The organism is Pseudomaricurvus alkylphenolicus, from assembly GCF_011683955.1.
Lineage (GTDB): Bacteria > Pseudomonadota > Gammaproteobacteria > Pseudomonadales > Cellvibrionaceae > Pseudomaricurvus > Pseudomaricurvus alkylphenolicus.
Map to the genome: position 1 here is coordinate 330298 of NZ_JAAQPI010000002.1, position 23364 is coordinate 353661.

17 protein-coding genes and 1 tRNA gene are annotated in these 23364 nt (G+C 55.4%); 6 read left to right on the top strand and 12 right to left on the bottom strand.

Annotation, left to right across the window (positions count from 1 at the left end; all coding sequences use genetic code 11):
- The first annotated feature begins 37 nt into the window (after positions 1-37).
- Positions 38-910: an RluA family pseudouridine synthase gene (locus HBA55_RS06830; protein WP_166988730.1), complete on the top strand. Its 873-nt coding sequence runs from the start codon at positions 38-40 to the stop codon at positions 908-910.
- 284 nt (positions 911-1194) lie between these two features.
- Positions 1195-2997 (top strand): DEAD/DEAH box helicase, encoded by a 1803-nt coding sequence (locus tag HBA55_RS06835; RefSeq protein ID WP_166988732.1) that lies wholly within the window; start codon positions 1195-1197, stop codon positions 2995-2997.
- A 66-nt stretch (positions 2998-3063) separates the two neighbouring features.
- Here HBA55_RS06835 and HBA55_RS06840 read toward each other — a convergent pair whose 3' ends face one another.
- Both HBA55_RS06840 and HBA55_RS06845 read right to left on the bottom strand, forming a co-directional pair.
- On the bottom strand, positions 3064-3693 hold the full coding sequence (locus HBA55_RS06840) for a cupin domain-containing protein (protein WP_206019593.1): 630 nt from the start codon (positions 3691-3693) through the stop codon (positions 3064-3066).
- Positions 3694-3750: 57 nt separating this feature from the next.
- Complete coding sequence (locus HBA55_RS06845; RefSeq protein ID WP_166988737.1) at positions 3751-4374, bottom strand: glutathione S-transferase family protein; 624 nt, start codon at positions 4372-4374, stop codon at positions 3751-3753.
- A 240-nt stretch (positions 4375-4614) separates the two neighbouring features.
- Here HBA55_RS06845 and HBA55_RS06850 point away from each other — a divergent pair, with 240 nt between their 5' ends.
- Positions 4615-6147 carry a sigma-54 interaction domain-containing protein gene (locus tag HBA55_RS06850; RefSeq protein WP_166988739.1) on the top strand — a complete coding sequence of 511 codons (1533 nt, stop codon included), beginning with the start codon at positions 4615-4617 and terminating at the stop codon, positions 6145-6147.
- Here HBA55_RS06850 and HBA55_RS06855 read toward each other — a convergent pair.
- The 3 genes from HBA55_RS06855 to rnr form a co-directional block, all read right to left on the bottom strand.
- Positions 6138-6542, bottom strand: a complete 405-nt coding sequence (locus tag HBA55_RS06855; RefSeq protein ID WP_338109369.1) for a group II truncated hemoglobin — start codon at positions 6540-6542, stop codon at positions 6138-6140. The two genes, HBA55_RS06850 and HBA55_RS06855, sit on opposite strands and share 10 nt — an antisense overlap.
- A gap of 63 nt (positions 6543-6605) precedes the next feature.
- Positions 6606-7346: a 23S rRNA (guanosine(2251)-2'-O)-methyltransferase RlmB gene (rlmB, locus tag HBA55_RS06860; RefSeq protein ID WP_166988743.1), complete on the bottom strand. Its 741-nt coding sequence runs from the start codon at positions 7344-7346 to the stop codon at positions 6606-6608.
- 141 nt (positions 7347-7487) lie between these two features.
- On the bottom strand, positions 7488-10106 hold the full coding sequence (gene rnr / locus HBA55_RS06865; RefSeq protein WP_166988745.1) for a ribonuclease R: 2619 nt from the start codon (positions 10104-10106) through the stop codon (positions 7488-7490).
- Between the two features lie 238 nt (positions 10107-10344).
- Between rnr and HBA55_RS06870 the strand changes: the two genes are divergently transcribed.
- Positions 10345-10431 (top strand) — tRNA-Leu (locus tag HBA55_RS06870).
- 68 nt (positions 10432-10499) lie between these two features.
- On the opposite strand, the gene HBA55_RS06875 is transcribed toward HBA55_RS06870, so the two are convergent.
- Both HBA55_RS06875 and HBA55_RS06880 read right to left on the bottom strand, forming a co-directional pair.
- On the bottom strand, positions 10500-10973 hold the full coding sequence (locus HBA55_RS06875) for a DUF2269 family protein (protein ID WP_166988746.1): 474 nt from the start codon (positions 10971-10973) through the stop codon (positions 10500-10502).
- Positions 10974-10990: 17 nt separating this feature from the next.
- Entirely contained in the window at positions 10991-12130 is a 1140-nt protein-coding gene (locus HBA55_RS06880; RefSeq protein ID WP_166988748.1) for a saccharopine dehydrogenase family protein, read from the bottom strand.
- 292 nt (positions 12131-12422) lie between these two features.
- Between HBA55_RS06880 and HBA55_RS06885 the strand changes: the two genes are divergently transcribed.
- Positions 12423-14795: a Lon protease family protein gene (locus HBA55_RS06885; RefSeq protein ID WP_166988750.1), complete on the top strand. Its 2373-nt coding sequence runs from the start codon at positions 12423-12425 to the stop codon at positions 14793-14795.
- Here the strand turns inward: HBA55_RS06885 and HBA55_RS06890 are convergent.
- From HBA55_RS06890 to HBA55_RS06900, 3 genes are read right to left on the bottom strand one after another with little or no spacing between them, the layout of a single operon-like run.
- A complete protein-coding gene (locus HBA55_RS06890) occupies positions 14792-15562 on the bottom strand; it encodes a 3-hydroxyacyl-CoA dehydrogenase (protein WP_166988752.1) in 771 nt (256 codons plus the stop codon). The two genes, HBA55_RS06885 and HBA55_RS06890, sit on opposite strands and share 4 nt — an antisense overlap.
- Positions 15563-15610: 48 nt before the next feature.
- Positions 15611-16780, bottom strand: a complete 1170-nt coding sequence (locus HBA55_RS06895; protein ID WP_166988754.1) for an acyl-CoA dehydrogenase family protein — start codon at positions 16778-16780, stop codon at positions 15611-15613.
- A 10-nt stretch (positions 16781-16790) separates the two neighbouring features.
- Positions 16791-17990: an acetyl-CoA C-acyltransferase gene (locus tag HBA55_RS06900; RefSeq protein WP_166988757.1), complete on the bottom strand. Its 1200-nt coding sequence runs from the start codon at positions 17988-17990 to the stop codon at positions 16791-16793.
- A gap of 235 nt (positions 17991-18225) precedes the next feature.
- Between HBA55_RS06900 and HBA55_RS06905 the strand changes: the two genes are divergently transcribed.
- Positions 18226-18708, top strand: coding sequence for a SixA phosphatase family protein (locus tag HBA55_RS06905; protein WP_206019595.1), 483 nt, complete (start codon positions 18226-18228; stop codon positions 18706-18708).
- 101 nt (positions 18709-18809) lie between these two features.
- On the opposite strand, the gene HBA55_RS06910 is transcribed toward HBA55_RS06905, so the two are convergent.
- Both HBA55_RS06910 and HBA55_RS06915 read right to left on the bottom strand, forming a co-directional pair.
- On the bottom strand, positions 18810-20537 hold the full coding sequence (locus HBA55_RS06910) for a hypothetical protein (protein WP_166988761.1): 1728 nt from the start codon (positions 20535-20537) through the stop codon (positions 18810-18812).
- A 339-nt stretch (positions 20538-20876) separates the two neighbouring features.
- Positions 20877-23363 (bottom strand): cation:proton antiporter, encoded by a 2487-nt coding sequence (locus HBA55_RS06915; RefSeq protein WP_166988763.1) that lies wholly within the window; start codon positions 23361-23363, stop codon positions 20877-20879.
- Position 23364 lies beyond the last annotated feature (1 nt).

Here is a 23364-nt window from a genome sequence, read left to right on the forward strand (position 1 = left end):
AGCCATATATAGCAACACCTGTGATAAGCTGCCGGCCATGGAAACACCTCAGCACCTTGAACTGCACCTGCCCGTGGAGGAATCCGGCCTGACCCCGCTGGATATACTTCCATCTCAAACAGGGCTGTCTCGCCAGCAGCTAAAGCAGGTAATGCAAAAAGGCGCACTTTGGATGACGCCTGGTGACGGCGCCATCGACCAGCCTCGACGCCACAATCGCCACACCCAGCGTTTGCGTCGCGCCAAACGCACACTGCAAAAGGGAGACACCCTGCATCTGTACTACGATGCCGACATACTCTCCAGCGAACCTCCTGCTGCCATCCTGATTGACGACCAACAGCAATACTCCGTCTGGTATAAACCGCCCGGCATGTTTTCCCAGGGCTCCAAATGGAGCGATCACGGCAGTATCGGCCGCTGGGTGCAACGGCACCTGAGCAGCGAACGCGCGGTTTTTCTGGTACATCGACTGGACCGGGCAACCAGAGGATTGATGGTCCTTGCTCACAGTAAGAAGGCGGCTCGGGCGCTCACGCTAGCCTTCGAAGAGCGGAAAACCCGGAAGCACTACCAGGCGATTGTGGTCGGTCAATTTCCGGATCAGCCTCTGAGCTGTAAAAGAGAAATCGACGGACGCAGCGCCTGCAGTCATTTCGAGCGCCTCGCCTATGATCCTCAAACCCAACGCTCACTGCTAAATGTCATTATTGAGACCGGCCGCAAACACCAGATTCGACGACATTTGACCGCATTGGACTTCCCCATTGTTGGAGACCGGCTGCACGGCAGTGCACAGGCGGGGGACCCAGACCTGCAACTCTGTGCCTGGCGACTGGAGTTTCCCTGCCCTCGCAGCGGTGAGATCAGGTCATATGTACTGGAACCCAAATTGAGGCTGCCATTTTGAGGCAAACACGCGTATAATCCGCGCCCTCTTGTGATTCGGGATCACTGGCCAGACGCCTTGCTCCGGGCCGTTCACGACCTTCCTTGCGTTCTATCAATAGAAAAGGGGGGGTACGCGAACCCTGCCACGATGGCAGCCACCACCTTGCCCCAGATAAGCCCCATACTATGGAATAGGGGAGGCGAGCCGCCAATGCCCCCCTCCACGTGACTGTAATTGCGTAACAGACTCTGCCGAAATCTCCGGCTGCCCGCTATTGTTACGCCCATAGAAAAGGCGACTTCATGTCCAATGATTCCGTACGCTTTGCCGATCTCGGCCTGGCGGAACCCGTATTAAAAGCCATCGAAGCAGTGGGTTACGAAACCCCCTCTCCGATTCAGGCGCAATCCATCCCCCACCTGCTGGATGGCAAAGACATTCTGGGGATGGCCCAGACCGGTACCGGTAAGACCGCGGCCTTCGCACTGCCCCTGTTGACGCGCATCGATGCACGCAACAACAACACTCAGGTTCTAGTACTGGCACCAACCCGCGAACTGGCCATTCAGGTGGCCGAAGCCTTCCAGAGCTACGCCGCTCAAATCAAGGGCTTTCACGTACTGCCGATTTACGGTGGCTCTGACTACCGCAGCCAGATCCGGGGCCTGCAGCGCGGAGCCCAGGTTGTGGTGGGGACACCAGGCCGGGTTATGGATCACCTTCGTCGCGGTACCCTCAAGCTGGACTATCTGCAAAGTGTGGTACTGGATGAAGCCGACGAAATGCTGCGTATGGGCTTTATCGACGATGTGACCTGGATTTTGGACCAAACCCCCAGCGAGCGTCAGGTCGCCCTGTTTTCCGCCACCATGCCGCGGGAAATCCGCAAGGTCGCCGACACCTATCTGGATAACCCCGAAGTTATCAAGATCGAGGCGCAAACCCAGACCGTTGAGCGCATCGAACAGCTTTACTGGCTGGTTCGCGGCGTCAACAAACTCGATGCACTGACCCGAATTCTGGAAGTGGAAGAATTCGATGCCATCATCATGTTTGTGCGCACCAAGAACGCCACCGCCGAACTGGCGGAAAAACTGGAAGCCCGCGGTTATTCCGCAGCAGCCCTCAACGGCGACATGAGTCAGCAACTGCGTGAGCGCGCTATCGAGCGCCTCAAGAACGGCAAGCTCGACATTATCATTGCAACCGACGTGGCCGCGCGCGGTATCGACGTAGCCCGGGTCAGTCACGTTATCAACTACGACATTCCCTACGATACCGAGGCCTACGTCCACCGTATTGGCCGTACCGGCCGCGCCGGCCGCAGCGGTAAGGCGATTCTGTTTGTTGCGCCGCGGGAAAAACGCATGCTGCGCACCATCGAACGCACCACCTCACAACCTATTACTGAGCTGACACTGCCCAGTAAGGCGCAAGTGGCTGATAAACGTATTACTCAGTTCAAACAGCAGATCAGCTCCGCCATCGATGAGCAGGACCTGACCTTCTTCCGCGAAGTGCTGATGAACTACGCTGAAGAAACCCAGGCCGAACCTTTGGATATCGCTGCAGCGCTGGCTTATATGGCACAGCTGGAAAAGCCGCTACTGCAACCAAAGGATATTGTGGAAGACAAACCGCCCCGTCGTGAGCGTGACTATGATCGCGACGATCACCGCGGTGAGCGTCGCGATCGCAAACGTCGCGAGCGCCCCAATGATGCGGATCTGGAAACCTTCCGTCTGGAGGTGGGCCACAACCACCAGGTGAAACCCGGTGACATTGTCGGCGCCATTGCCAACGAAGCCGATATCGACAGCAGCTTTATTGGCCATATTCGCATTCGCGAGGATTTCTCGCTGGTGGATCTGCCCAAGGGCATGCCCAGCGATTTACTCGCCCACATGAAGAAAGTTCGAGTGCGGGGCCAGCAGATGCAGCTGACGCGCTTTGAAGGCAAGCTCGAAGATGATCAGGGTGGCTACAAAAAACGTCCACCCAAAAAGCACGGTCACCGTGGCAAGCGCTATGAAGGTAACCGCGGAGATGGCAACCGCAGGGACGGCAACCGGGGTAATGGGAACCGCAGTCGCCAGCGCGACTGATCAATCCGTCGCGGCAGACAAAGAGCGCCGACCCCGGCGCTCGACCATTTGCCCGGACTGATCAACTCAGAAATGACCGCTCTTTAGCCACAGGGTTGCGGGTTTACTCACCCATAGTACGGTTCCTCTGGGAGAACGATGCCAGGTGCCGGCTTCCAGATGGCTCTGCCCGGCTGCTTCCAGCCTGCCGTCCAACAGATACCACTCCACACTGCAGATATCGCTGAGATCCAGCTGCGTACCTTCCTCCAGGCGCAACATCTCAACCGACTCAGAAGCGGCCCGATGCAGGCGCAATCGTTGAATCCCTTCAGCTTCAACCAACCACTCGGATGAATTCAGATCGATACTGATGCGAGCGGAATCCTCCTCCTGAAACTGGTGCAGTTTCACCAGAATCAGACAACCTTCCCGACTAAACGGCGCGTGCACAAAACCGGCGGGGTTGCGAAAGTAAGTCCCTTTGCCAAAGTCGCCGGTTTCGTCTGAAAAGGTCCCTTCCAGCACCAGGATCTCTTCACCCCCGGGATGGTTGTGGGAGTGAAAGGAAGCGCCCGGGTCGTAGCGGACCACACTAGTGGCGTGGCCACGCTCCTGTTCTTCTCGAGCCAGCGGTTTGCGCCAGACGCCTTCACGGGGGCTGGCCTGCCAGGGTTGCTCAGCTGTGTTAATGGTCAGCGTTTGAGAAAAGTCCATATTCAACATCTTGGCACCTGAAGTAATAGTTGCACCTGAATCTCTGGTCTCCGCGGATCAGACCGCCAGACCCACCGCACTTTTCTGCATGGACACAAAGCCCTCCAGCCCCTCAACCCGAGCCAGCCAGCGGCGAATATTCGGGTAGTCCGCCAGCGATACATTACCCTCCGGCGCGTGCGCGATATAAGCGTAGTTTGACACATCCGCCAGGGTAGCGTGATCGCCTACCAACCAATCACGGCTGGAGAGATGGGTCTCCATGACTGTAAATAGATCCAAACTGATGGTGGCACAGCGCTCGGCATCCAGATCGGCGCCGAACAATGTAATCAAACGCGCCGCTGCTGGTCCATTGGCCACGCGACTGGCCGCCACGGAAAGCCAGCTCTGTACTTCGGCGGCATTGCCCGGCTCCGTCGGCAACCACTGCCTGAGCGGATCATACTTGCTGGCGAGATACACCAAAATCGCGTTGGACTCGTAGAGGGTCGCTTCGCCATCTTCCAATACGGGCACCTGCCCAAACGGATTTTTGCTGAGGAAGGCCTCGGACTTTTGCTCACCCTGCATAAGGTCCACATCCACGATCTCCGCATTGAGTCCCAGCAGAGATATCAAGAGCTGCACTCGATGGGCGTTGCCGGACAGAGGGTGGCGATACAAAGTAATGGTCGACATATTGGATTTCTCCTTTTTGAACAAATTTGGACTTGTGATCTTGTTTAACTCATCTTCAGTTCACCTCTGCTTAATTCCAAAAGCCGTGCCAATTATTTTCACCTTAAAAATCAATAAGTTAACAGATTTCGAATTTTCAGTATTTTGAAATTCACAATTTTCTGTGACTCAATTTACAAAATTTTGTAAATTGAGGAACTGATACCACGTGCTGGGCCCGGACCCAAGGTAGTGCGAAAAATGAACAAGCCTGCCCACTCCAATGAACTTCCCGTAAACCTGCAGAGTCTGAAGGACCGCCACCAACGGATCCTGGACGCCGCCGGGGAAGGCATCTACGGGTTGGACTGCCAGGGACGAACCACTTTCGTCAACAAAGCGGCAACGGACATCCTGGGCTGGTGTGACAAGGCGCTGATAGGCAAGCCCCTGCACGATATCCATCACCACTCCCACGCGGACGGCAGCCCCTATCCTCGCGAGCAGTGCCCAATTTACGCCGCCCTGAGAGATGGAGAGGTACACACGGTTTCCAACGAGGTCTTCTGGCACAAGGACGGTCACTGCATTCCAGTGGAATACACCAGCACCCCCATCCGGGAAAACGGCAAACTGGTGGGCGCCGTGGTGGTATTCCGGGACATTTCCGAGCGTCTGCAACACCAAAAAGAACAGGAGCGCACTTTTAAGGAAATCCGCGAACTGAAAGACCAGCTGCAACAGGAGAGGGATTATCTGCGGGACGAACTCAATATCAGCGTCAGCTTTGGCGAAATTATTGGAAAAAGCCAGAATATCAAACGCACAGTGGCCCAGATCAGCGCGGTCGCCACGACTCCCGCCAGCGTGCTGATTTTGGGAGAATCCGGAGTCGGCAAGGAAATGATCGCACGAGCGATTCACGCCAGCAGCAACCGAAGCGAACATCCACTGGTCAAAGTGAACTGCGCCTCCATTCCCGCCGAGCTGTTCGAAAGCGAGTTTTTTGGTCACCTCAAGGGAGCCTTTACCGGAGCCCATCGCGACCGGGTGGGCCGCATGCAATTGGCAAATGGCGGAACACTCTTCCTGGACGAAGTGGGGGAGATTCCACTGGACCTGCAAGGCAAACTGCTGCGGGCATTGCAGGAGGGTGAATTTGAGCGAGTCGGAGATGAACGCACGCAAAGGGTAGACGTGCGCATCGTCTCGGCGACCAACCGCTGTCTGTTAAAAGAGGTCAGAGCCGGGCGCTTTCGTGAAGACCTTTTTTACCGCCTGAGTGTATTCCCGATTGAGGTACCCGCGCTGCGAGAACGAATCGAAGATATCGGCCCCATTGCCCAACACTTTTTGCAACAAAGCTGCGAACAATTGGGCCGTCCTCCACTGCGGTTGACGCAACAACAGCTGCGACAACTTCAGGATCACGCCTGGCCTGGTAATATCCGCGAACTCAAGAACGTGATGGAACGGGCTGTCATTCTCAGCACTGGCAAACATCTGAGACTGGACCTGGCACTGCCCGATATTATGGAATTGAAACTGGCCAATTCAACCTCATCAGCGCATTCACCACCGATGGTGCAAGACGCCCTTTCAGAAGAAGAGTTTCTGACTGACGCGGAATTTCGTCAATTGGAGAAATCCAATCTGGAGCGAGTCCTGCGGGCCGCAGGCGGCAAGGTCTCAGGCGCAGGGGGCGCGGCACAGCTATTGGGCATCAAACCCTCGACCCTGAGTTACCGCTTATCCAACCTGGGTATCGACGCGAAAAAAACCAATCAGTCCTGAGTGCGACTGCGCTCTGCAGGAACAAAAAGTTGCTCGATCATGTAGCGCTTGAAATCCTCCGCATAGGGCTGCTCTGCCAATGCTTTTTCCATACACAGTAACCAGGCGTCCCGCTCTGCAACACCAATAGGCAAATGGCTGTGCGCTTTGGGAATGGCGATGGGTCCATATTTTTCACGATACAGACGAGGGCCACCCAGCCAGCCGCTGAGAAAACGGGCCAGCTTATCCTTTGACTCGGTCAGGTCATCTTTGTGCATTGCACGGATGGTGGTGGCTTCCGGAAGCGTGTCCATATAGTGATAGAAGCGCTCTGACAAACGCTGCAGACCTTCGTACTGACCCGCTGCCTGATAGGAAGCGTCGCCATCACCATAAGCTCTTGATTCACTCACTGGTGTTACCTCGTAATACATTCAAATACAACCAAACGCCTGCGTAAGCCGGCTTGATGTCCATCAACTCTGACGCTGCCGCACAGCCTCAAACAGACACACACCGGTGGCAACGGAGACATTCAGACTGCTGACCTCACCCGCCATGGGAATATTGATCAGACCGTCGCAGCACTCACGGGTCAGGCGGCGCATTCCCGGCCCCTCGGCCCCCATCACAATCGCCATTGGCCCCTTCAGGTCCTGTTCGTAGACGGACTGCTGAGCTTCACCCGCCGTACCGATGATCCACACCCCCAAATCCTGCAGTTTGCGCAGGCAACGCGCCAGGTTGGTCACCGGAATATAGGGCAAAACCTCAGCAGCACCGCAGGACACCTTGCGGGCGGTGGCCGTCAGGCTGGCGGAGTTATCTTTTGGAGCAATGACGGCATGAACACCTGCGGCTTCGGCCGTACGCAGGCAGGCCCCCAAGTTGTGAGGATCGGTAACCCCATCGAGCACCAGCAAAAACGGATTGTCCCGGAGGCCCTCAATCAACTGGTACAAAAACTTTTCATCGTGCAGCTCGCCGGGAAAACTCATGGCAACCACACCCTGGTGATTGCCCTCTACCATTTTGTCCAATTCTTTGCGGCTGACCTGACGAACTTTGATGTCCGACTTTTGCGCGGCCGCCAGAATTTTCTGCAGGCGTTGATCCTGGCGCCCCTGTAACACCAGCACTTCGTTAACGCGATGGGGAGCACTTTTCAACAAGGCCTGCACCGCGTGCAGACCAAATACGGATTCCAGTTTTGCCACAAATTCTCTCTATCTGTTATTTTCCGGGGAGTAAAACTAGCCAGTTCTACATTACCACTTCGGATCTTACCAATTCCGTAGCAGCGGGCTGCTACGGAATCCACTCAAGCCCAAGGTGACCGAGCTGAACTCATTATTACACTATTTCTTTTTGCGTTTCGGGGGCGCTTTTTTGGCGGATTTGGCCTTGCGCACCTGATTGCCTTTACTGGTTTTTTTGGGTGCTTTTTTAGCGCTTTTTTTGCCGGGCTCTGAGCGAGACCGACCGTCACCATCGGTGCCCACTTTAGCGCGTCCGGAAGATCTGCGAGACGATGTCTTCTTGCCCCTCTTCTTTTCCTGCTCCTGCTTATACTCATCGGCCATTTGTTTGGCACGGGCACCGATCGCGGCAGGGTCCGCGGCTTTACGCGGCGAGTTGCTAACCTCATCACCCGACTTGCCTTTGCGGCGGGAGCTGCGTTTAAAACCCACCATATCCAGATCCACCTTGCGGTCATCCAGATTCACCCGTGCCACTCGCACGGTCAGTTCATCCCCCAACCGGAACACCTGGCGGGTACGCTCACCGATCAGTCGATGCTGGGCCGCCTCAAAATGGTAATAATCGTGGGGAAGATTGGTGATGTGGATCAAGCCTTCAACATACAGATCCCTCAGCTCAACGAACAATCCAAAACTGGTAACGGCGGAGACCACGCCCTCAAATACGTCACCCACATGGTCCTGGAGATATTCACACTTAAGCCAGCTGACCACGTCCCGCGTGGCATCGTCTGCACGACGTTCAGTCAGCGAACTCTGCTCCCCCAGGGTAAACATATCGCCGGTATCGTAAGGGTAGATACTGGCTTTGGGCAGCTGAGGTGCACCTTCCACCCGCTTCACCAGCTTACTGGCCATTGGGGAGCGGACAATGTGGCGAATCGCCCGATGCACCAGCAGGTCCGGATAGCGTCGAATGGGTGAGGTAAAGTGAGCATAGGCGGTGTAAGCCAGACCAAAGTGGCCTTTGTTATCCGGCTGGTACATGGCCTGACTAAGGCTGCGCAGCATCACCGTCTGAATCAAATGGCCATCATTGCGGCCCTCGATGGATTGCAGTAGAGATTGGTAGTTTTCGGGTTTGGGTTGCCCCTTGCCGGGCAGGCTCAGCCCCAGCTCACCGAGAAACTCCCGCAGGTTTTCCAGCTTCTCTGCCCGCGGTCCTTCGTGAACGCGATAGAGCCCGGGTAATTCATGCTTCTCCAAAAAGCGGGCCGCAGAGACATTGGCCGCCAGCATGCATTCCTCGATCAGCTTGTGGGCATCATTGCGCACCACAGGCACGATTTGTTCAATCTTGCGGTTCTCGTCAAACAGGATTCGCGTCTCGACCGTTTCAAAGTCAATCGCCCCCCGCTGACTGCGCGCTTGCCTCAATGTCAGGTAAAGGTTGTGAAGCTGTAGAATATGCGGCAGTACCGGCGCCACCGGATGCTCGGCCGGAAGTGGACTTTTTTTGCCCTTAAAGCCGACCACATCCAGAATCTTTCGACCCAGGCTGCGCTTTTCACCGGAGCGGCAAATATCCAGCGCTTCACCCACCTGGGTATAGGTCAGGCGGGCATGGGAATGTATCACTGCCTCATAGAACTTATAACCACTGACCCGACCACTGGCGGAGACGGTCATTTCGCACACCATCGCCAGGCGGTCCACTTTTGGGTTCAGGGAACACAGGCCATTGGACAAGGCTTCCGGAAGCATAGGCACCACATAATCCGGAAAATAAACCGAATTGCCCCGCACCTGGGCTTCACGATCCAGGGCACTGCCCAGGCTCACATAGTGAGAGACATCGGCGATGGCCACATACAGCCGCCAACCGCCGGATTTCTTGGTTTCGCAATACACGGCATCATCAAAATCCCGCGCATCCTCACCATCAATGGTGACAAACGGCAATTTGCGCAGATCCACGCGGTTGTGTTTGTCGTTCTCCTCAACCTCAGCAGGCAAACGACCGGCGTCTGCCTGGACATCGCTGGGCCAGAGGTGAGGAATGCCGTGAGAACGAATGGCAACATCAATCTCCATGCCCGGGGCCATATGATCCCCCAGCACTTCAAGAATCTGGCCAGAGGGCGGATTGCGACGACCCGGCTGATGAGTCACCTCCACCACCACAAACTGACCACGCTTGGCCTTGCCCTTATCTTCCGGAGCGATCAGCACATCATGGGACAAACGTGGATTGTCTGGGCGCACAAAGAAAATACCGCTCTCACTGAAAAATCGCCCCACCACCTGATGAGTATTGTGGGCGATCACCTCAACAATGGCGCCCTCGCGGCGACCCTTAAAGTCATATCCGGTCTCGCGAACCAGGACTTCATCGCCATCAAACACCCGCCGCATTTGCTTATAAGAGAGATACAGGTCGTCACCACCTTCTGCGGGAATGGCAAAACCAAAGCCATCCTTATGCCCCTGCACCCGAGCGCGAATCAGGTCCATCTTATTCAGCACGCCATAACCATGCTTGCGATTGCTGAGCAGCTGCCCATCCCGGCTCATGGCGATCAGGCGCCGGCGCAGGGCCTCAACGGAGTCCTCATCCGCGAGTCCCAGTACATCGCACAGGGCTTCATGGGTCAGGGGACCTGGCGCTTGTTCCAGTACCTCAAGAATGTATTCCCGACTGGGAATGGGGTTGTCGTACTTTTGGGCCTCTCTGGCCTGGTGGGGGTCGCTGTCGACCGCTTTCCGTTTAGTCAAAGTCATTTCCTGTGTGGCGCCACGGCGTTGTGGCTGCGGTAGGGCATTCACACCCTCAATGGGGCGGCTGAAGCGCCCGGATTGGGGCGACTATACCCGAATTATGGCCCAGGTTCCCGGATTTCGGGGCTTCTGACAGAGTGGCGTAAAAAAGTTACAGAAATTTGTGTGGAAGTGATTGACAAGATCCAGGCTGCCCACTAATATGCGCGACCTCAACAGGGCAAGCCCTGTTAGAGCCCAGGTGGTGAAATTGGTAGACACGCTAGCTTCAGGTGCTAGTGCTCTTACGGGCGTGGAGGTTCAAGTCCTCTCCTGGGCACCAAATTCAAAAAGGCTGATCCGAAAGGGTCGGCCTTTTTTCGTTCTGAGCCGGTAAGGTGGACACCGCTTCTATAAAACAGGAAACGGCTTAAACACCATTAACCAGAAAATCACCAATATAGCTGCAAAGGCCGGCACTCCCAAGGCCACCCATAGCCGCATCATGTTTTTAAAGTCGGGATCCAGCTCACCGGCATCCAACGATCGATCCGCAAGCGCTTTTAGCTTGTACTGAATAACGATGACCGGCGCCCAACAAACACCGATAAAAACGAACAGCGTAATCACCCAGAAAAACCAGGTGGAGGTAAAGGAATATCCGAGCTTCAACATCAGAAGTATGCCCGTCACAAATTGAAGCAATACAGCGGGGGCTGTGAAAATCCAATCGGCCAATACAACATGACGAGCTGTCACCGCAATGGCCGCAGGATTGCTGGAACGACTTGCCATCAACATAAAAAAAGCTATACCTGCTCCTGTACCGGCCACAACCACCGCGCTCAGAATATGAATCAGTTTTAACAGCAGATAGTTATCCAATACCACTCTCCGTTACTTTACTGTCCATGTGGTGATATCTCCGAGTGATGATAGATACCGAATTTTGAAGCTTCACAGTCAAACTCTCGCAGTGAATACAGCCCTAAACACGGCATCGCACCTCTGTCCTCCAGGCTGTCATTAATCAACTTCTTTGCCAGAATAATTGCAGAGAGCGTTGGGATATAGGGACCGACCCCACGCTCGGCGCAAAGCGTCCACTTGATGCGCTTGGGCTCACGGTTTGCCCCCAAACCGGTGAGATTTATCTGCATACCACCAATGTCCGTGCCCAGCCCCCTGAAGATTTCGCTGGATTGAAAAATCCATCGGCTCAATACAGACCAGTTTTTGACCAACCCCATTTTCGCCAATAGAGCCATAAACACCATACCGAAATGCAGAAATGGCAACTCCAGCCCCGCCTGGAAGTTAACCGTATGCACTGAATCGTAGCGCTGCGGGAACAGCTCCAAATCAGGAACGTCAACATTCGCCAACCAGCGCTTGCCAATTACTTTGTTAAAGAACAACTTTCTGGGAGACATCCAGCCATATTGATTCACCCACTGCCCCCTGGAAAAGACCGAAAAGGGATGACCGGTGTAGGAGAGAATGCCTTTGACGGTGGCCTCACCACGCTCCGCTCTATTGCCAGGCGCAATGGCAAAATCGATGGCTTCAAGTTGTGTGAACTGCTCAACAAAACTGTCAATAACCGCCGAGGAAAGGCCCGGAACAGAACTGGCACCCGAGACCAGCAAAACCTTATTTTTAATCGCCTCGTCATTGAGCGCACGGATATCACAAACAAACCTTCGATCATCCGCCAGGTCAATATAGTGACTGCCAGCAGCTATGCATGCTGTGGGAACCCTATAGTCCTGCCCCTGAAAAGGGCCACCGGTATGTATCACCAGATCTGGTTTCAATGCCGCCAGTTCGTCTCGGAAGCACAGCGATGTTGTGTCGATCAGGGCTGGTTCTGTTCGTGCTTTCGCACCCATTGAGACAAGCTGAAGACACTGATCGCTGGCTTTGGAGTGATCACGGCCAGCGATGACAAGGGTAAGCCCTGGAATCATCACCAAGATCTCAGCAATGCGTTTGCCGAAATTTCCATAACCTCCAAGAATCAAAATCCTATTTACTGCCATGCTATCCCTATTGCTCAGAGGTCGATGCCCTATTCTCCGAAATTGCCAAACGCGAGGATATTGACCGTTATCTGAGGGACCATCATATGCTGTTTTGTAGTGGCTTGTATCTCCCCAAAACCCGGATCCAAGCTTCTGACTGAGCGACCATGACCAGTCAAATTTAGCCGGGCTTCGACGCTCGGCACCGCACATATGGATTCCCCTTCGGAGATTGAACGTGCGCTTGGTCAATCACGTCTTATACTCATAAATAACGCTTGTGTTTATAACCACTGGTAAGGATGGCCTCTTGAAGCTCACCAAGGACCAATTGGGGCGGCGCGTCCCGCCCGATATCCTGGATTTCGCCACTACAAGGGAGCTGGCGGATTTTGAAGGTATCCTGGGTCAACCCCGGGCCACCGAAGCATTGGAGTTCGGCCTGGGTATGGAACAGCCCGGCTACAATCTATATATCGCCGGGGATGCGGGTACCGGACGCATCCGCTATTTGCTCAGTTATCTGCAACCACGTATCGGTCAGCACCAGACTCCTTCCGACTGGCTCTATGTCAACAACTTCGATACGCCGCTGGAACCCCGCGCCATCAGTATGCCCAACAAGCAGGGCAGCCAACTGCTGCGGGACATCGACCACCTGATTGACGCCCTGCTGGATACCTTTCCGGCTGCCTTCGAGAACCCCAGCTACATACAGCGTCGCAATGCCCTTCAGGCACGCTTTGATGAAACCTACGACGACGCGATTTCTCAAGTGCGCCGCGCCGCGGTCAGTCGCCAGGTGGCTATGTTCTACGAGGAGGGATCGGTCAGCTTTTCGCCGCTGATTGACGGCAAGGTCGCCGATGATGCTCAGTTTGCCAGCCTCGACGAAAAAGAGATGGACTACTTCCAGCAGCAAGTGGACCAACTGGAACAGCTGCTGAGCGAGGTGTTGCTGGAGTTGCCGCAGTGGCAGCGTGATCTTAACGATGGCATGAGGCAGCTGCGTGAGGCCACCATTGCCCAGGCACTTAAACCCCTGTTCCAATCATTGCGCCAACGCTATACCGGTTACGCTTCTGTGAGTATCTACCTGGCGCAAATGCTCAATCACTTGCCCAGGGTGATTGAGGAACACTTTGGCGGCCAGGGCAAAGCGCCCGCGGAATCCCCATCGCAGCAGCGAAAGCTGCTGGAAGGGATTTATCGACCGAATCTGCTGACCTCAGCCATGGACAGTGGTATGCCGGTGATTCAGGAAAGCAACCCCAATTACCAGAATCTGTTTGGCCGGGTCAGCTTCAGTAATGATGAAAGCGCCGGTGCCTGCCAGCACATCACTCCGGGCGCCTTGCACCGCGCCAACGGCGGCTATCTGATTCTCAACGTGGAGAAGCTACTTGCCGGCGACAATACCTGGTCGGCGCTTAAGCGTATGCTGCGGGACGGCTGCATTAATCTGGAACCGCCTCCCGGCGAAATCCAGCTGGGCGGGGTGATTCCATTGAGACCGGAACCCATTCCGCTGGACATCAAAGTCATTCTGATTGGTCCCCGGGAAATTTATTACACTCTGGACCAGTTGGACCCGGATTTTAACGAACTGTTTCGGGTACTGGTGGACTTTGAGAGCGTGTTTGCCAGCAATGGCTCCACACTTAACCAGTTTGCTCATCTGGTGCATTCCCGGGCCCGGGAGTCCGGCCTGTCGGAATTATCTGCTGCAGCCGTGGCGCGATTGGCGGAACACGCTCACCGGCTGGCCGAACACCAACTGCGACTCACCGCCCGTATCGATGCCATTGTGGAGATTGTCAGCGAGGCCGACTTTGCCTGTCGCCAGGACCGTGCGTCCTTGATCGAGGTTGAACACATCAACCGCGCCATCGAAGCCCGCAGCCGACGCAACGCAAGGCTGCGAGACCGATTACTGGAAGACATTCTCGACGGCACGGTGGTGATCAGCACAGAAGGTAACGCCAAGGGTCAGGTGAATGGCCTGTCTCTTTTGCAGGTAGGGGATATGGCGTTTGGTTGCCCGACACGAATTACCGCAACCGTACACCCTGGCTCACGGGGAGTGGTGGATATTGAGCGGGAGGTGGAACTCGGGCAACCGGTGCATTCGAAAGGCGTGATGATTCTGACAGGCTACCTGTGCAGTTGCTACGCTCAGGAATTTCCACTGGGGGTATCGGCCCACATTGCCATGGAACAATCCTACAGTTACATCGACGGTGACAGTGCTTCGCTGGCCGAACTCTGCGCGCTGCTTTCTGCGCTGGTAGGCCAGCCTCTACGGCAGGATTTGGCGGTGACGGGTTCTATCAATCAGCGAGGAGAAATTCAGGCCGTCGGCGGCGTCAATGAGAAGGTGGAATGCTTTTACGATCTCTGCCAGGCCCGCGGGCTTACCGGTAATCAGGGGGTCATTTTACCGGCCAGCAATCAACTCAATCTGATGCTGAGTGATCGGGTCATCGAAGCCGTGGCGAAACGACAGTTCAACGTGTATGCCGTAGCCACCGTCAACGAAGCGCTCGGCATTCTGACCGGCAAGGAGCCAGGCAAGGCTAACAGTAAGGGCCAGTTTCCCAAGGGTACGCTCAATGATCGCATCCTCAAACGCCTGGCCCACTTTGCCCGGCTCACTCGGTCATTGTCAGAGACCGGCGGTTAACGCGGCTGCATCCGAATAGCGCCATCGCAGCGAATGGTTTCGCCGTTGAGGTAGTCATTTTCGACGATGCTCTGAGCCAGTTTGGCGATTTCATCCGGCTTACCCAGACGCGACGGGTAGGGCACATTCGCAGACAGCGCGGCCACGGTTTCTTCGGGCAGCGAGTCGCACATCGGTGTATGGATCAGTCCCGGCGCAATGGTATTGACGCGAATACCGTAAGCGGCGAGGTCACGGGCGACAGGCAGGGTCATGCCGACAATACCGCCCTTTGAGGCGCTGTAGGCCGCCTGCCCCATTTGCCCCTCAAACGCAGCAACTGAAGCAGTATTGATGATCACACCCCGGCCACCGTCCTCGTTGATGGGCTCCTGCTGGCTCATAACCTCGGCCACCAGACGCAATACGTTGAAGCTGCCCACCAGATTAATACCAATAACCTTGTTGAACAGGTCGAGGGGAAACGCCCCTTTTTTGCCAATGGTTTTGGCGGCATCGGCAACACCGGCGTAGTTGGAGCAGATGTGAATGGCACCAAAGGCGGCAAGGGTCGCATCGATGCCAGCTTTCACCGAGGCTTCGTCGGTAACGTTGACGTTCTGATAGATAACGGCATCACCCAGCTCGGCGGCGATGGCCTGACCGCGCTCTTCGTTCATATCAAAGATCGCGACCTTTGCTCCATTGGCGACGAAGCGGCGTACGGTTGCCTCACCGAGACCGGATGCACCGCCGGTAATAACAGCAACTTTGTGGTTAATGTCCATGATAAATCTCCAACAATCATCTGACTTACTGAGCTTTTTCTGTATTGTTTACTGTATTTCCCGCAGCAGTTCACGGGCAATAATGACACGCTGCACTTCGCTGGTACCTTCGTAAATAGCGGTAACCCGTGCATCGCGAGCAAAACGTTCGAGCGGAACCTCCTGGGTGTAACCAACGCCGCCCATCAATTGCAGAGCGGTATAGCACACTTGGTTGGCGGTTTCCGTCGCATGCAGTTTGGCCATGGAGGCCGCCTTGCCAAACGCTTTGCCCTGCTGTTTTTGCCAGGCGGCATTCATCACCAACAAACGGGCAGCTTCAAGTTGGGTATAGGCATCCGCCATCATCCATTGTGGACCCTGCATCTTGGCGATGGCGGAACCGAATTGCTCGCGTTCGGTGGTGTACTGACGCGCATAATCCATCGCTGCCTGACCAACACCCAGAGCAAGAGAACCAATGCCTATGCGTCCGCCGGCTAATTCGGCCACGGCGATGCGGAAGCCGTCGTTCAGCTTGCCCATCAGCGCGGAGCCGGGGATGCGGCAGTCTTCAAAGATCACCATATTGGTAGCGGAGGCGTGCTGTCCCATTTTTTCTTCGGCTTTGCCGATGGTCATACCCGGTGTACCCGCTTCCACCAGAAAGCAGGAAATGCCCTTGCCTTTGGGGGCGTCCGAGTCTGTGACCGCCCACACCACAAACACACCTGCGTACTCCGCGCTGCTGATCCACATTTTGGTGCCGTTCAACACCCAGTCGTCGCCATCGCGTACCGCTCGGGTTCTCATACCGGCAGGGTCGGAACCAGCGCCCGATTCGGACAGGCAGAAGCCTCCCGCCGGGTACTCGCCCGAACACAGCTTGGGCAGGTATTTCTGTTTTTGCTCTTCGCTGGCAATGGTCTGAATGACTTCGCCCACCATATTGGTAACCGACATGGTAACCGCGGTGGAGGCACAAGCTCTGGCGACTTCAGTAATCGCCACACTGAAGGAAACAACCCCCGCTTCGCTACCGCCGTATTCAGCACTGATGTTAAGCCCCATAAAGCCCAGTTCGGCCAGTTTTTTCAGGTTGGCAAGAAAGATTTGGCGCTCCGCTTCGGGCTCTTCACCGCGGTCCAGTTTGGCGGCAACCGGCTGCAGTTCGGCTTCTGCGAACTTGCGGGCCATGTCTTGAATCAGGGCCTGTTCTTCGGTCAAAGACATATCCATGGGTGTTACCTCACAACATTTCAATAGCGATGGCGGTGGCTTCGCCGCCACCAATACAAAGGCTGGCAACGCCTCGTTTTTTGCCCAGGCGCTTAAGAGCATAGATCAGGGTCACGAGAATACGAGCACCCGAAGCGCCGATGGGATGACCCAGCGCACAAGCACCGCCGTTAATGTTCACCTTGTCGATATCCAGGTCCAGCCCGCGAATGGCCAACATGGCGACCATGGCAAACGCCTCATTGATTTCAAACAGATCCACATCGTCTTTATGCCAATGCAGCTCGTTCAACAGCTTGCGAATGGCAGCGATGGGCGTGATGGTAAATTCGCTGGGGTGCTGGGCGTGGCCTGTGTGACCGCAGATTTTTGCCAGCGGTTGCAGGTTCAGCTGTCTTGCCCTGGCGGCACTCATCAACAACAGTGCCGCGGCCCCATCAGAAATGGAGCTGGAATTGGCGGCGGTAATGGTGCCGTCTTTGGCAAAAGCGGGTTTTAAACCGGGAATCTTGTCAGGGCGGGCATTGCCCGGTTGTTCGTCGGTAGTCACGGTGACCTCACCGCGACGACTGCTGAAGGTGACCGGGACCGTTTCCTCCTCGAACCAGCCTTCTTCGATGGCTTGGTTAGCGCGGCTCAATGACTGCAGAGCGTATTCATCCATCTGCTCACGGGTGATGCCTTCAGCATCGGCTTTTTCCTGGGCAAAGGTGCCCATGGCGCGGCCAGTGTAGGCATCCTCGAGTCCATCAACAAACATGTGATCCTTGATTTCGCCATGCCCGAGACGCAAGCCATCGCGCGCCTTAGCGATAAAATAGGGGGCTTTCGTCATACTTTCCATACCGCCGGCGATGGCGATATCACAGCTGCCCGCGCGAATTTGATCGTGGGCCAGCATTGCCGCCTTCATCCCGGAACCACAGACCTTGCTGACGGTGGTGCATCGAGTGGGCAGATCCAGTCCTGCTCCCAGCGCGGCCTGACGGGCCGGCGCCTGGCCAACCCCGGCATTGAGGACGTTGCCCATCAACACTTCTTCCACCTGGTCCGGCTGCAGGCCGGTCCGCTCAAGCAGGCTTTTGATGGCCGCAGCCCCCAGCTCTGGTGCAGATTGAGAGGCGAATGCGCCCTGAAAACCGCCCATTGGGGTTCTCGCCGCAGCGACGATAACGACGTCCTGGTCGCTCAATTGGGTTTCGCTCGTCATAGATTCGACTCCTTTGTGAAGATGGGAAAGACAATCGCACCATCATAGGTCGATCACCGATTGATCAACAGGGCGCGGGACCTCACAAAAACTCACAATTTTTGCCGTCCGTAAGGTCACCGCTCTGACAGAGTGACACTTCGCTCACAAAGGCAGTTGGATTGGCACAGTTTCGCTATAATCAAGAGGTCTGGTGCAACAATGTCACTCAAATCAGGCTATGAAGACTTTGCATATGCTTCGGCACGCAAAATCCAGCTGGGATGATCCGACGCTGGCGGATGTGGACCGCCCCCTTAACGGCCGTGGGCTCAAAGCCTGCAGTACCATGGCAGGGGCCATGGTGGAGTCCGGCTGCGAATTTCACAATATTTTTTGCAGCCCGGCCAAGCGTGCCCGCTCAACCATTGAGAACATCGCCGCGCAATTGACCGGCAGCGATATTCGTTGGCAGATCGACCGGGATCTATACACCTTTAGTGATCAGGATCTCCTGCACTGGTGCCACCAGCTGGATGACGATTTGGATCAGGTGATGTTGGTAGGTCACAATCCCGCCATCACCGACTTTTGTAATCGGCTCAACCGAAATGGTGATTTTGTGGCAAATGTTCCCACCTGTGGATATGTGAGACTGCAGATTGAGAGTGTCTGGTCAGAGCTTGAGGATAACGCGGCAAGCCTGGAGTTGCTGTTAACGCCCAAGATGCTGCGCTGAACCTGGTTTACAGAAGATGCCGACAGAGATCGCCTAGTTGATCTCTGTCGGCGGTGGGGAGTTTTCCGGTGATCCCCACACCGCTGGGGTTTTGAGAGACCTCAGACAAACATGTCAGTGCTGTCGGCCATTGCACTGCCGCCCAGCAGCCCCATTTCCTCATAGCATTCTTCGCCGGTGCATTCCTCCAGAGGCTGTTCATCGTAATTTTCTTCCGCGAACATCAGCACACCGGTGTCGTCCATTGCCGTAGCACTGTCATCACCACCGGCCTGCTCTTCTCCCTCGGAGTTCTCGAACTCGAAAGCCAGCGCGTCATCCACTGGTTCTCCGTCAGGGCCGTAGGTGTACTGGTTGCCATCGGCGTCGACCTGATAGCCGGAACCATCTGCGAAGGTGGCGCCATAGGAGCCATCGCTGCTGCTCCAACTGCTGGAGCCGTCCGCATGCCATTGGCTGCCATTACCCTGCCCATCACTCCAGGAACCGGATCCGTCAGAGTTCCAGGTACTCATGCTGCCGTCGGCATAGTGGGCTTCACCATTGCCTTCGGCGTCGCTATAGCCGTAGCTGCCATCGGAGTATGACCAGCTGCTGGAACCATCAGCGTGCCATTCACAGACATTGCCGTCTGCATCACTCCAGGAACCTGATCCGTCTGCACTCCAGGTACTCACACTGCCATCGGCATAGTGAGCTTCGCCATTGCCCTCAGAGTCGCTGTGGCCGTAACTGCCATCGGTATAGGACCAACTGCTGGAACCGTCAGCGTGCCATTCGCTGACATTGCCTTCGGCGTCGGTCCAGGAGCCGGAACCATCGGCGTTCCAAGTGGAGACCTCTCCAGTTGCCGAGGTGTAGCTGCCCCAGCCATCGGGGTGATAGACCTCTATGGAACCATCCGGATAAACGGTCGTCAGTGAACCGTCTTCCTCCTCGAAGACCATCGCCTCTTCATCGTCGGGAGCTTCATCGTTTGAAGCGTCGTCGTTAGGAACTTCGTTGTACTGAGGTTCCTCATCTGGGGCCTCCCCGACACTGGCCTCCTCATCCTGGTCAGGCGCCTCACCAATGGCAGGGTCGTCTTCAGGGGAATCCGGCAGTTCTTCCTCAAAGCTGTTGCCATCCGCATCGGTGTAAGTGTATTGACCGTCTGCGGTCATGGATTCACTGCTACCGTCGGGGTAAGTGACAGACCAGGAACCATCGGCGTTGTACACCTCTACTGTACCGTCCGGGCTGCTCCAACTGCCTGAACCATCTGCATTCCAGGTGGATTCGTAACCTTCGGCATCGGTGTAGCTGCCAGAGCCATCCGGATTCTGGACTTCGATAGAGCCATCGGCATAGAGAATGGTGATAGTGCCGTCTTCATCCTCCAGGACCTCGGCAGAGCCGTAGTAGGGGTCGTGTTCATTGACTTCACTGATGTTGCCGTCGACGTCGGTGAAGGTATAGATCCCATCGGCACTCATGCTTTCGCTGCTGCCGTCGGCGTAGGTGGCCGTCCAGGAGCCGTCTGCCTCGTAGCTGCCATAGTCACCATTGCCATTGCTCCAGTTACCGGAGCCGTCGGCGTTCCAGTGCGCGGAGTTACCAAGGCTGTCCTGGTAGCCACCGGATCCGTCGGCGGCCCAGTAGTAGCTGCTGCCGTCGGCGTAAGTGGCATGACCGGAGCCGTCGGCATAGTAAGTTGCCGAACTGCCATCGGGGTATTCCCAGTGATTGGTGCCGTCAGCGTTAATGGTTTCGACACTGCCATCTTCGTGATAAATAACTTCCATGTCAGGGTTTTCTGAGGTTTGTACTTGTTCGTTGATTGCGTTCATAACACACCGTCCAATAAGAATATTGATAGTTCTTGGGTTGGCTCTCCAACCCTCGTTCTACGCACGTCCACAGCGCCCAGGTTGCTGTCTTCGTGAGATGTGAAGCCTTTGTGTGTCGCCCATAAAGATGATTAACACGCCACTCATAATAGCCATGCGCGTTTTGAGAACAACGCAGAAAGATGAAAAATGCGACAGAGTTCAAGCAATACCTCTGTCAAATCGGGCGGCAGAGGATAAGCGGTTGCCAGCCCGGGACAGGCGGTTTTCACGGTCTGGATAGGAATGGGGTTGTGAAAAAGGGAAACGCCGTTTCTGTTGAGAAAAATGTGATTCGGTTCACTGTGAACGCTGCCGATCTACCCTTTGCACAGCCTCTTCGATTTCCGGATGATCATTACAAATCAGCCGCCAGCGTTCGCGATGCAACTCATATACTGTACAAGGAGTGATGGCCTCTACCGTGGCGTTGCGAGGTGTACCGTGCAGCAGCGCCGCCTCGCCGAAGAAGTCTCCAGCGTAGAGTCGTTTTAATTCTGTTGGCGCGTTTTGACGCTCATCAACAATGGCTACTAATCCACGGGCGATCATAAACAACGAGTCGCCGCGATCACCCTGACGAATAATTTTTTCGCCCTTAGGCACACTGCGACGGTTAAGGTGTTTGATGATCGCCTGGAATTGGTCGTCAGCCAGGCCGCTAAACAGAGGCACCTTGTTCAGTAACTCCGTCACGCTGACCTCCAGGTAACGGGTCAGATCCCGACGTGCGATGTTGCGCAATTGTGTCTGCTGTTGTTTTTTGAGAGCTGCAATCACCCCTTCCGGCAGGATACCGATATTGCCTGCGCGCGCCAGCGCCTCCTGTTCGCTGATAATCAGCAGGCGCTGTCCCAGACGCTCTTGGGCGGCTTCAACAAACTCGGGATAACTTTCACTGACCAGCGTAATTTCCGTTTCCATATCGGTCAGCACGTTTTCGTAAATTTGCCTGAGCTGCTCAACGGTGTCGCCACTCACGCCGCTTTCTTCCGCCAATTCCTCCAAACTCTTGAGTACACTGTTAGCGGTACGGTAACGGGCCCAACTGACATCATAGTCTCGCATCATTTGTCGGGTTAACCGGTTTTGAATCGGTGTCGAAACCAGGGGAAAATTCTGCAGTGAACGCAATAACGCCACAAACGCATTGTGCGTCGGAGAGTGCCGGTAATCTGAACCAGGCAGATGGCCATAGTGTTTGGCGTCGTCGCTTTGCTGCTCCACATTGAAGAAGAGTTCGCGATAAGCCCAGTCTCCTATCAAACCGCGCCGGAAAAACTCTTCGTAGCGTTTTTTTTCTCGGGCCAGCGTTCGCAAAGACAGAATTCGTCTCGCTTCCTCCTTGGTCATACCAACGCTGAGGGTTTTAATTTCCCGCTGTAGTTGCTCAATAGACTTTTCCCCATCCGAACGTAACCGCTCCGCAACCCGCCGGGAAAAAAATCCGCCCTGTTCCAGCCGGTCTACGCTGGCCAGGCTCATTTGCTTGGCATGCAACCCGCCTTCCTTTTCCGCCAGCTGGTCGGCAAACTCGGGTTTATCCAGGCCCAACCTTCGAACCAGTGTCTCGATGGACAAACCCTGCACCAACAGAGAAAACAACACCGCGCCCATGACCACCGCAATCAGCGTGTCTCGCTGACTGAACTCCGGCAGCGAGAGCACAATGGCGACAGCGATGGCTCCGCGCAGACCTCCCCAGTACATAACCAGTTGGTAGCTGCGAGAAACCGGCTCGCTGTCGGGTAATCGAGCCAGCTGTGGCACCAGGCCAAAAATAACTAGCGCCCGCGACAGCAACATGGCCACAGCCACCAGCGCAATTAGCCCCAGGGAATCCCAATAGGCCAATAGATCAATTTTCATGCCGACCAGCAGAAAGATCATGGCGTTTGCCAGCCAGGCGGCATAGTCCCAAAAGTCGTGCAGGTAGTGTTCGGTAGAGGGTGAGATTTTGCTGCGACCATAGCTGCCCATTATGAGGCCGGCGGCGACCACGGCCATAATACCGCTGACGTGCAGGCCATGTTCAGCAATCAAGAAGGCGAGATAGGCCAGAACCGTCGTAAAGCTAATCTCTACTGCGGGCTGCGCGTCAATAGTACCGAGAATCTGGCAGACCAAGAATGCCAGCAACCAGCCAACCAGGATGCCACCAAAAAACACCTTGAGAAATTCGATCAGACCACTGCCCACAGTAGCGAGATCAAATTCGCCGGTTAAAGCGATGCCAGTGAGAAGCGTTGCCAGCACTAGAGAGGTAGCATCATTAAACAGGCTTTCCCCCTCAACCAGGACCGTGAGACGCTCAGGCACCCCCAGCTGCTTGAATAGGGCAATGACGGATACCGGATCGGTGGCGCTGAGAATAGCCCCCAGCAGCATGCAGATGATAAAGGGAAAATCCGACAGGGCGTAAAAGAGCGAGGCAATGATGGATGTGGATATTAACAGCCCCGGTACGGCCAAGGTCAGCACCGGCAGGATATTCGCCTGCAGTTGCCGAACCTGCAGATTGTGAGCCGATTCGAAAATCAATGTGGGCAAGAATACAAAAAGTACCAGCTCCGGCGTCAATTCAAACCCGGCCAACAGATCGAAAAAGGGCGCTACCGGAGCCAGAGCGCTGATCATCATGCCTGCCAACACCAGAGCTATGGTAAAGGGCAGCTTGGGCAGCTTGTTACCCATCATGGCCGTCAAAGAGGCAGCCAGCATCAGCAGCATAATGCCGGCGACCAGATCCGGCAGGGCAGACACCTCTGTTGTGGTTGCCGTGTCCATA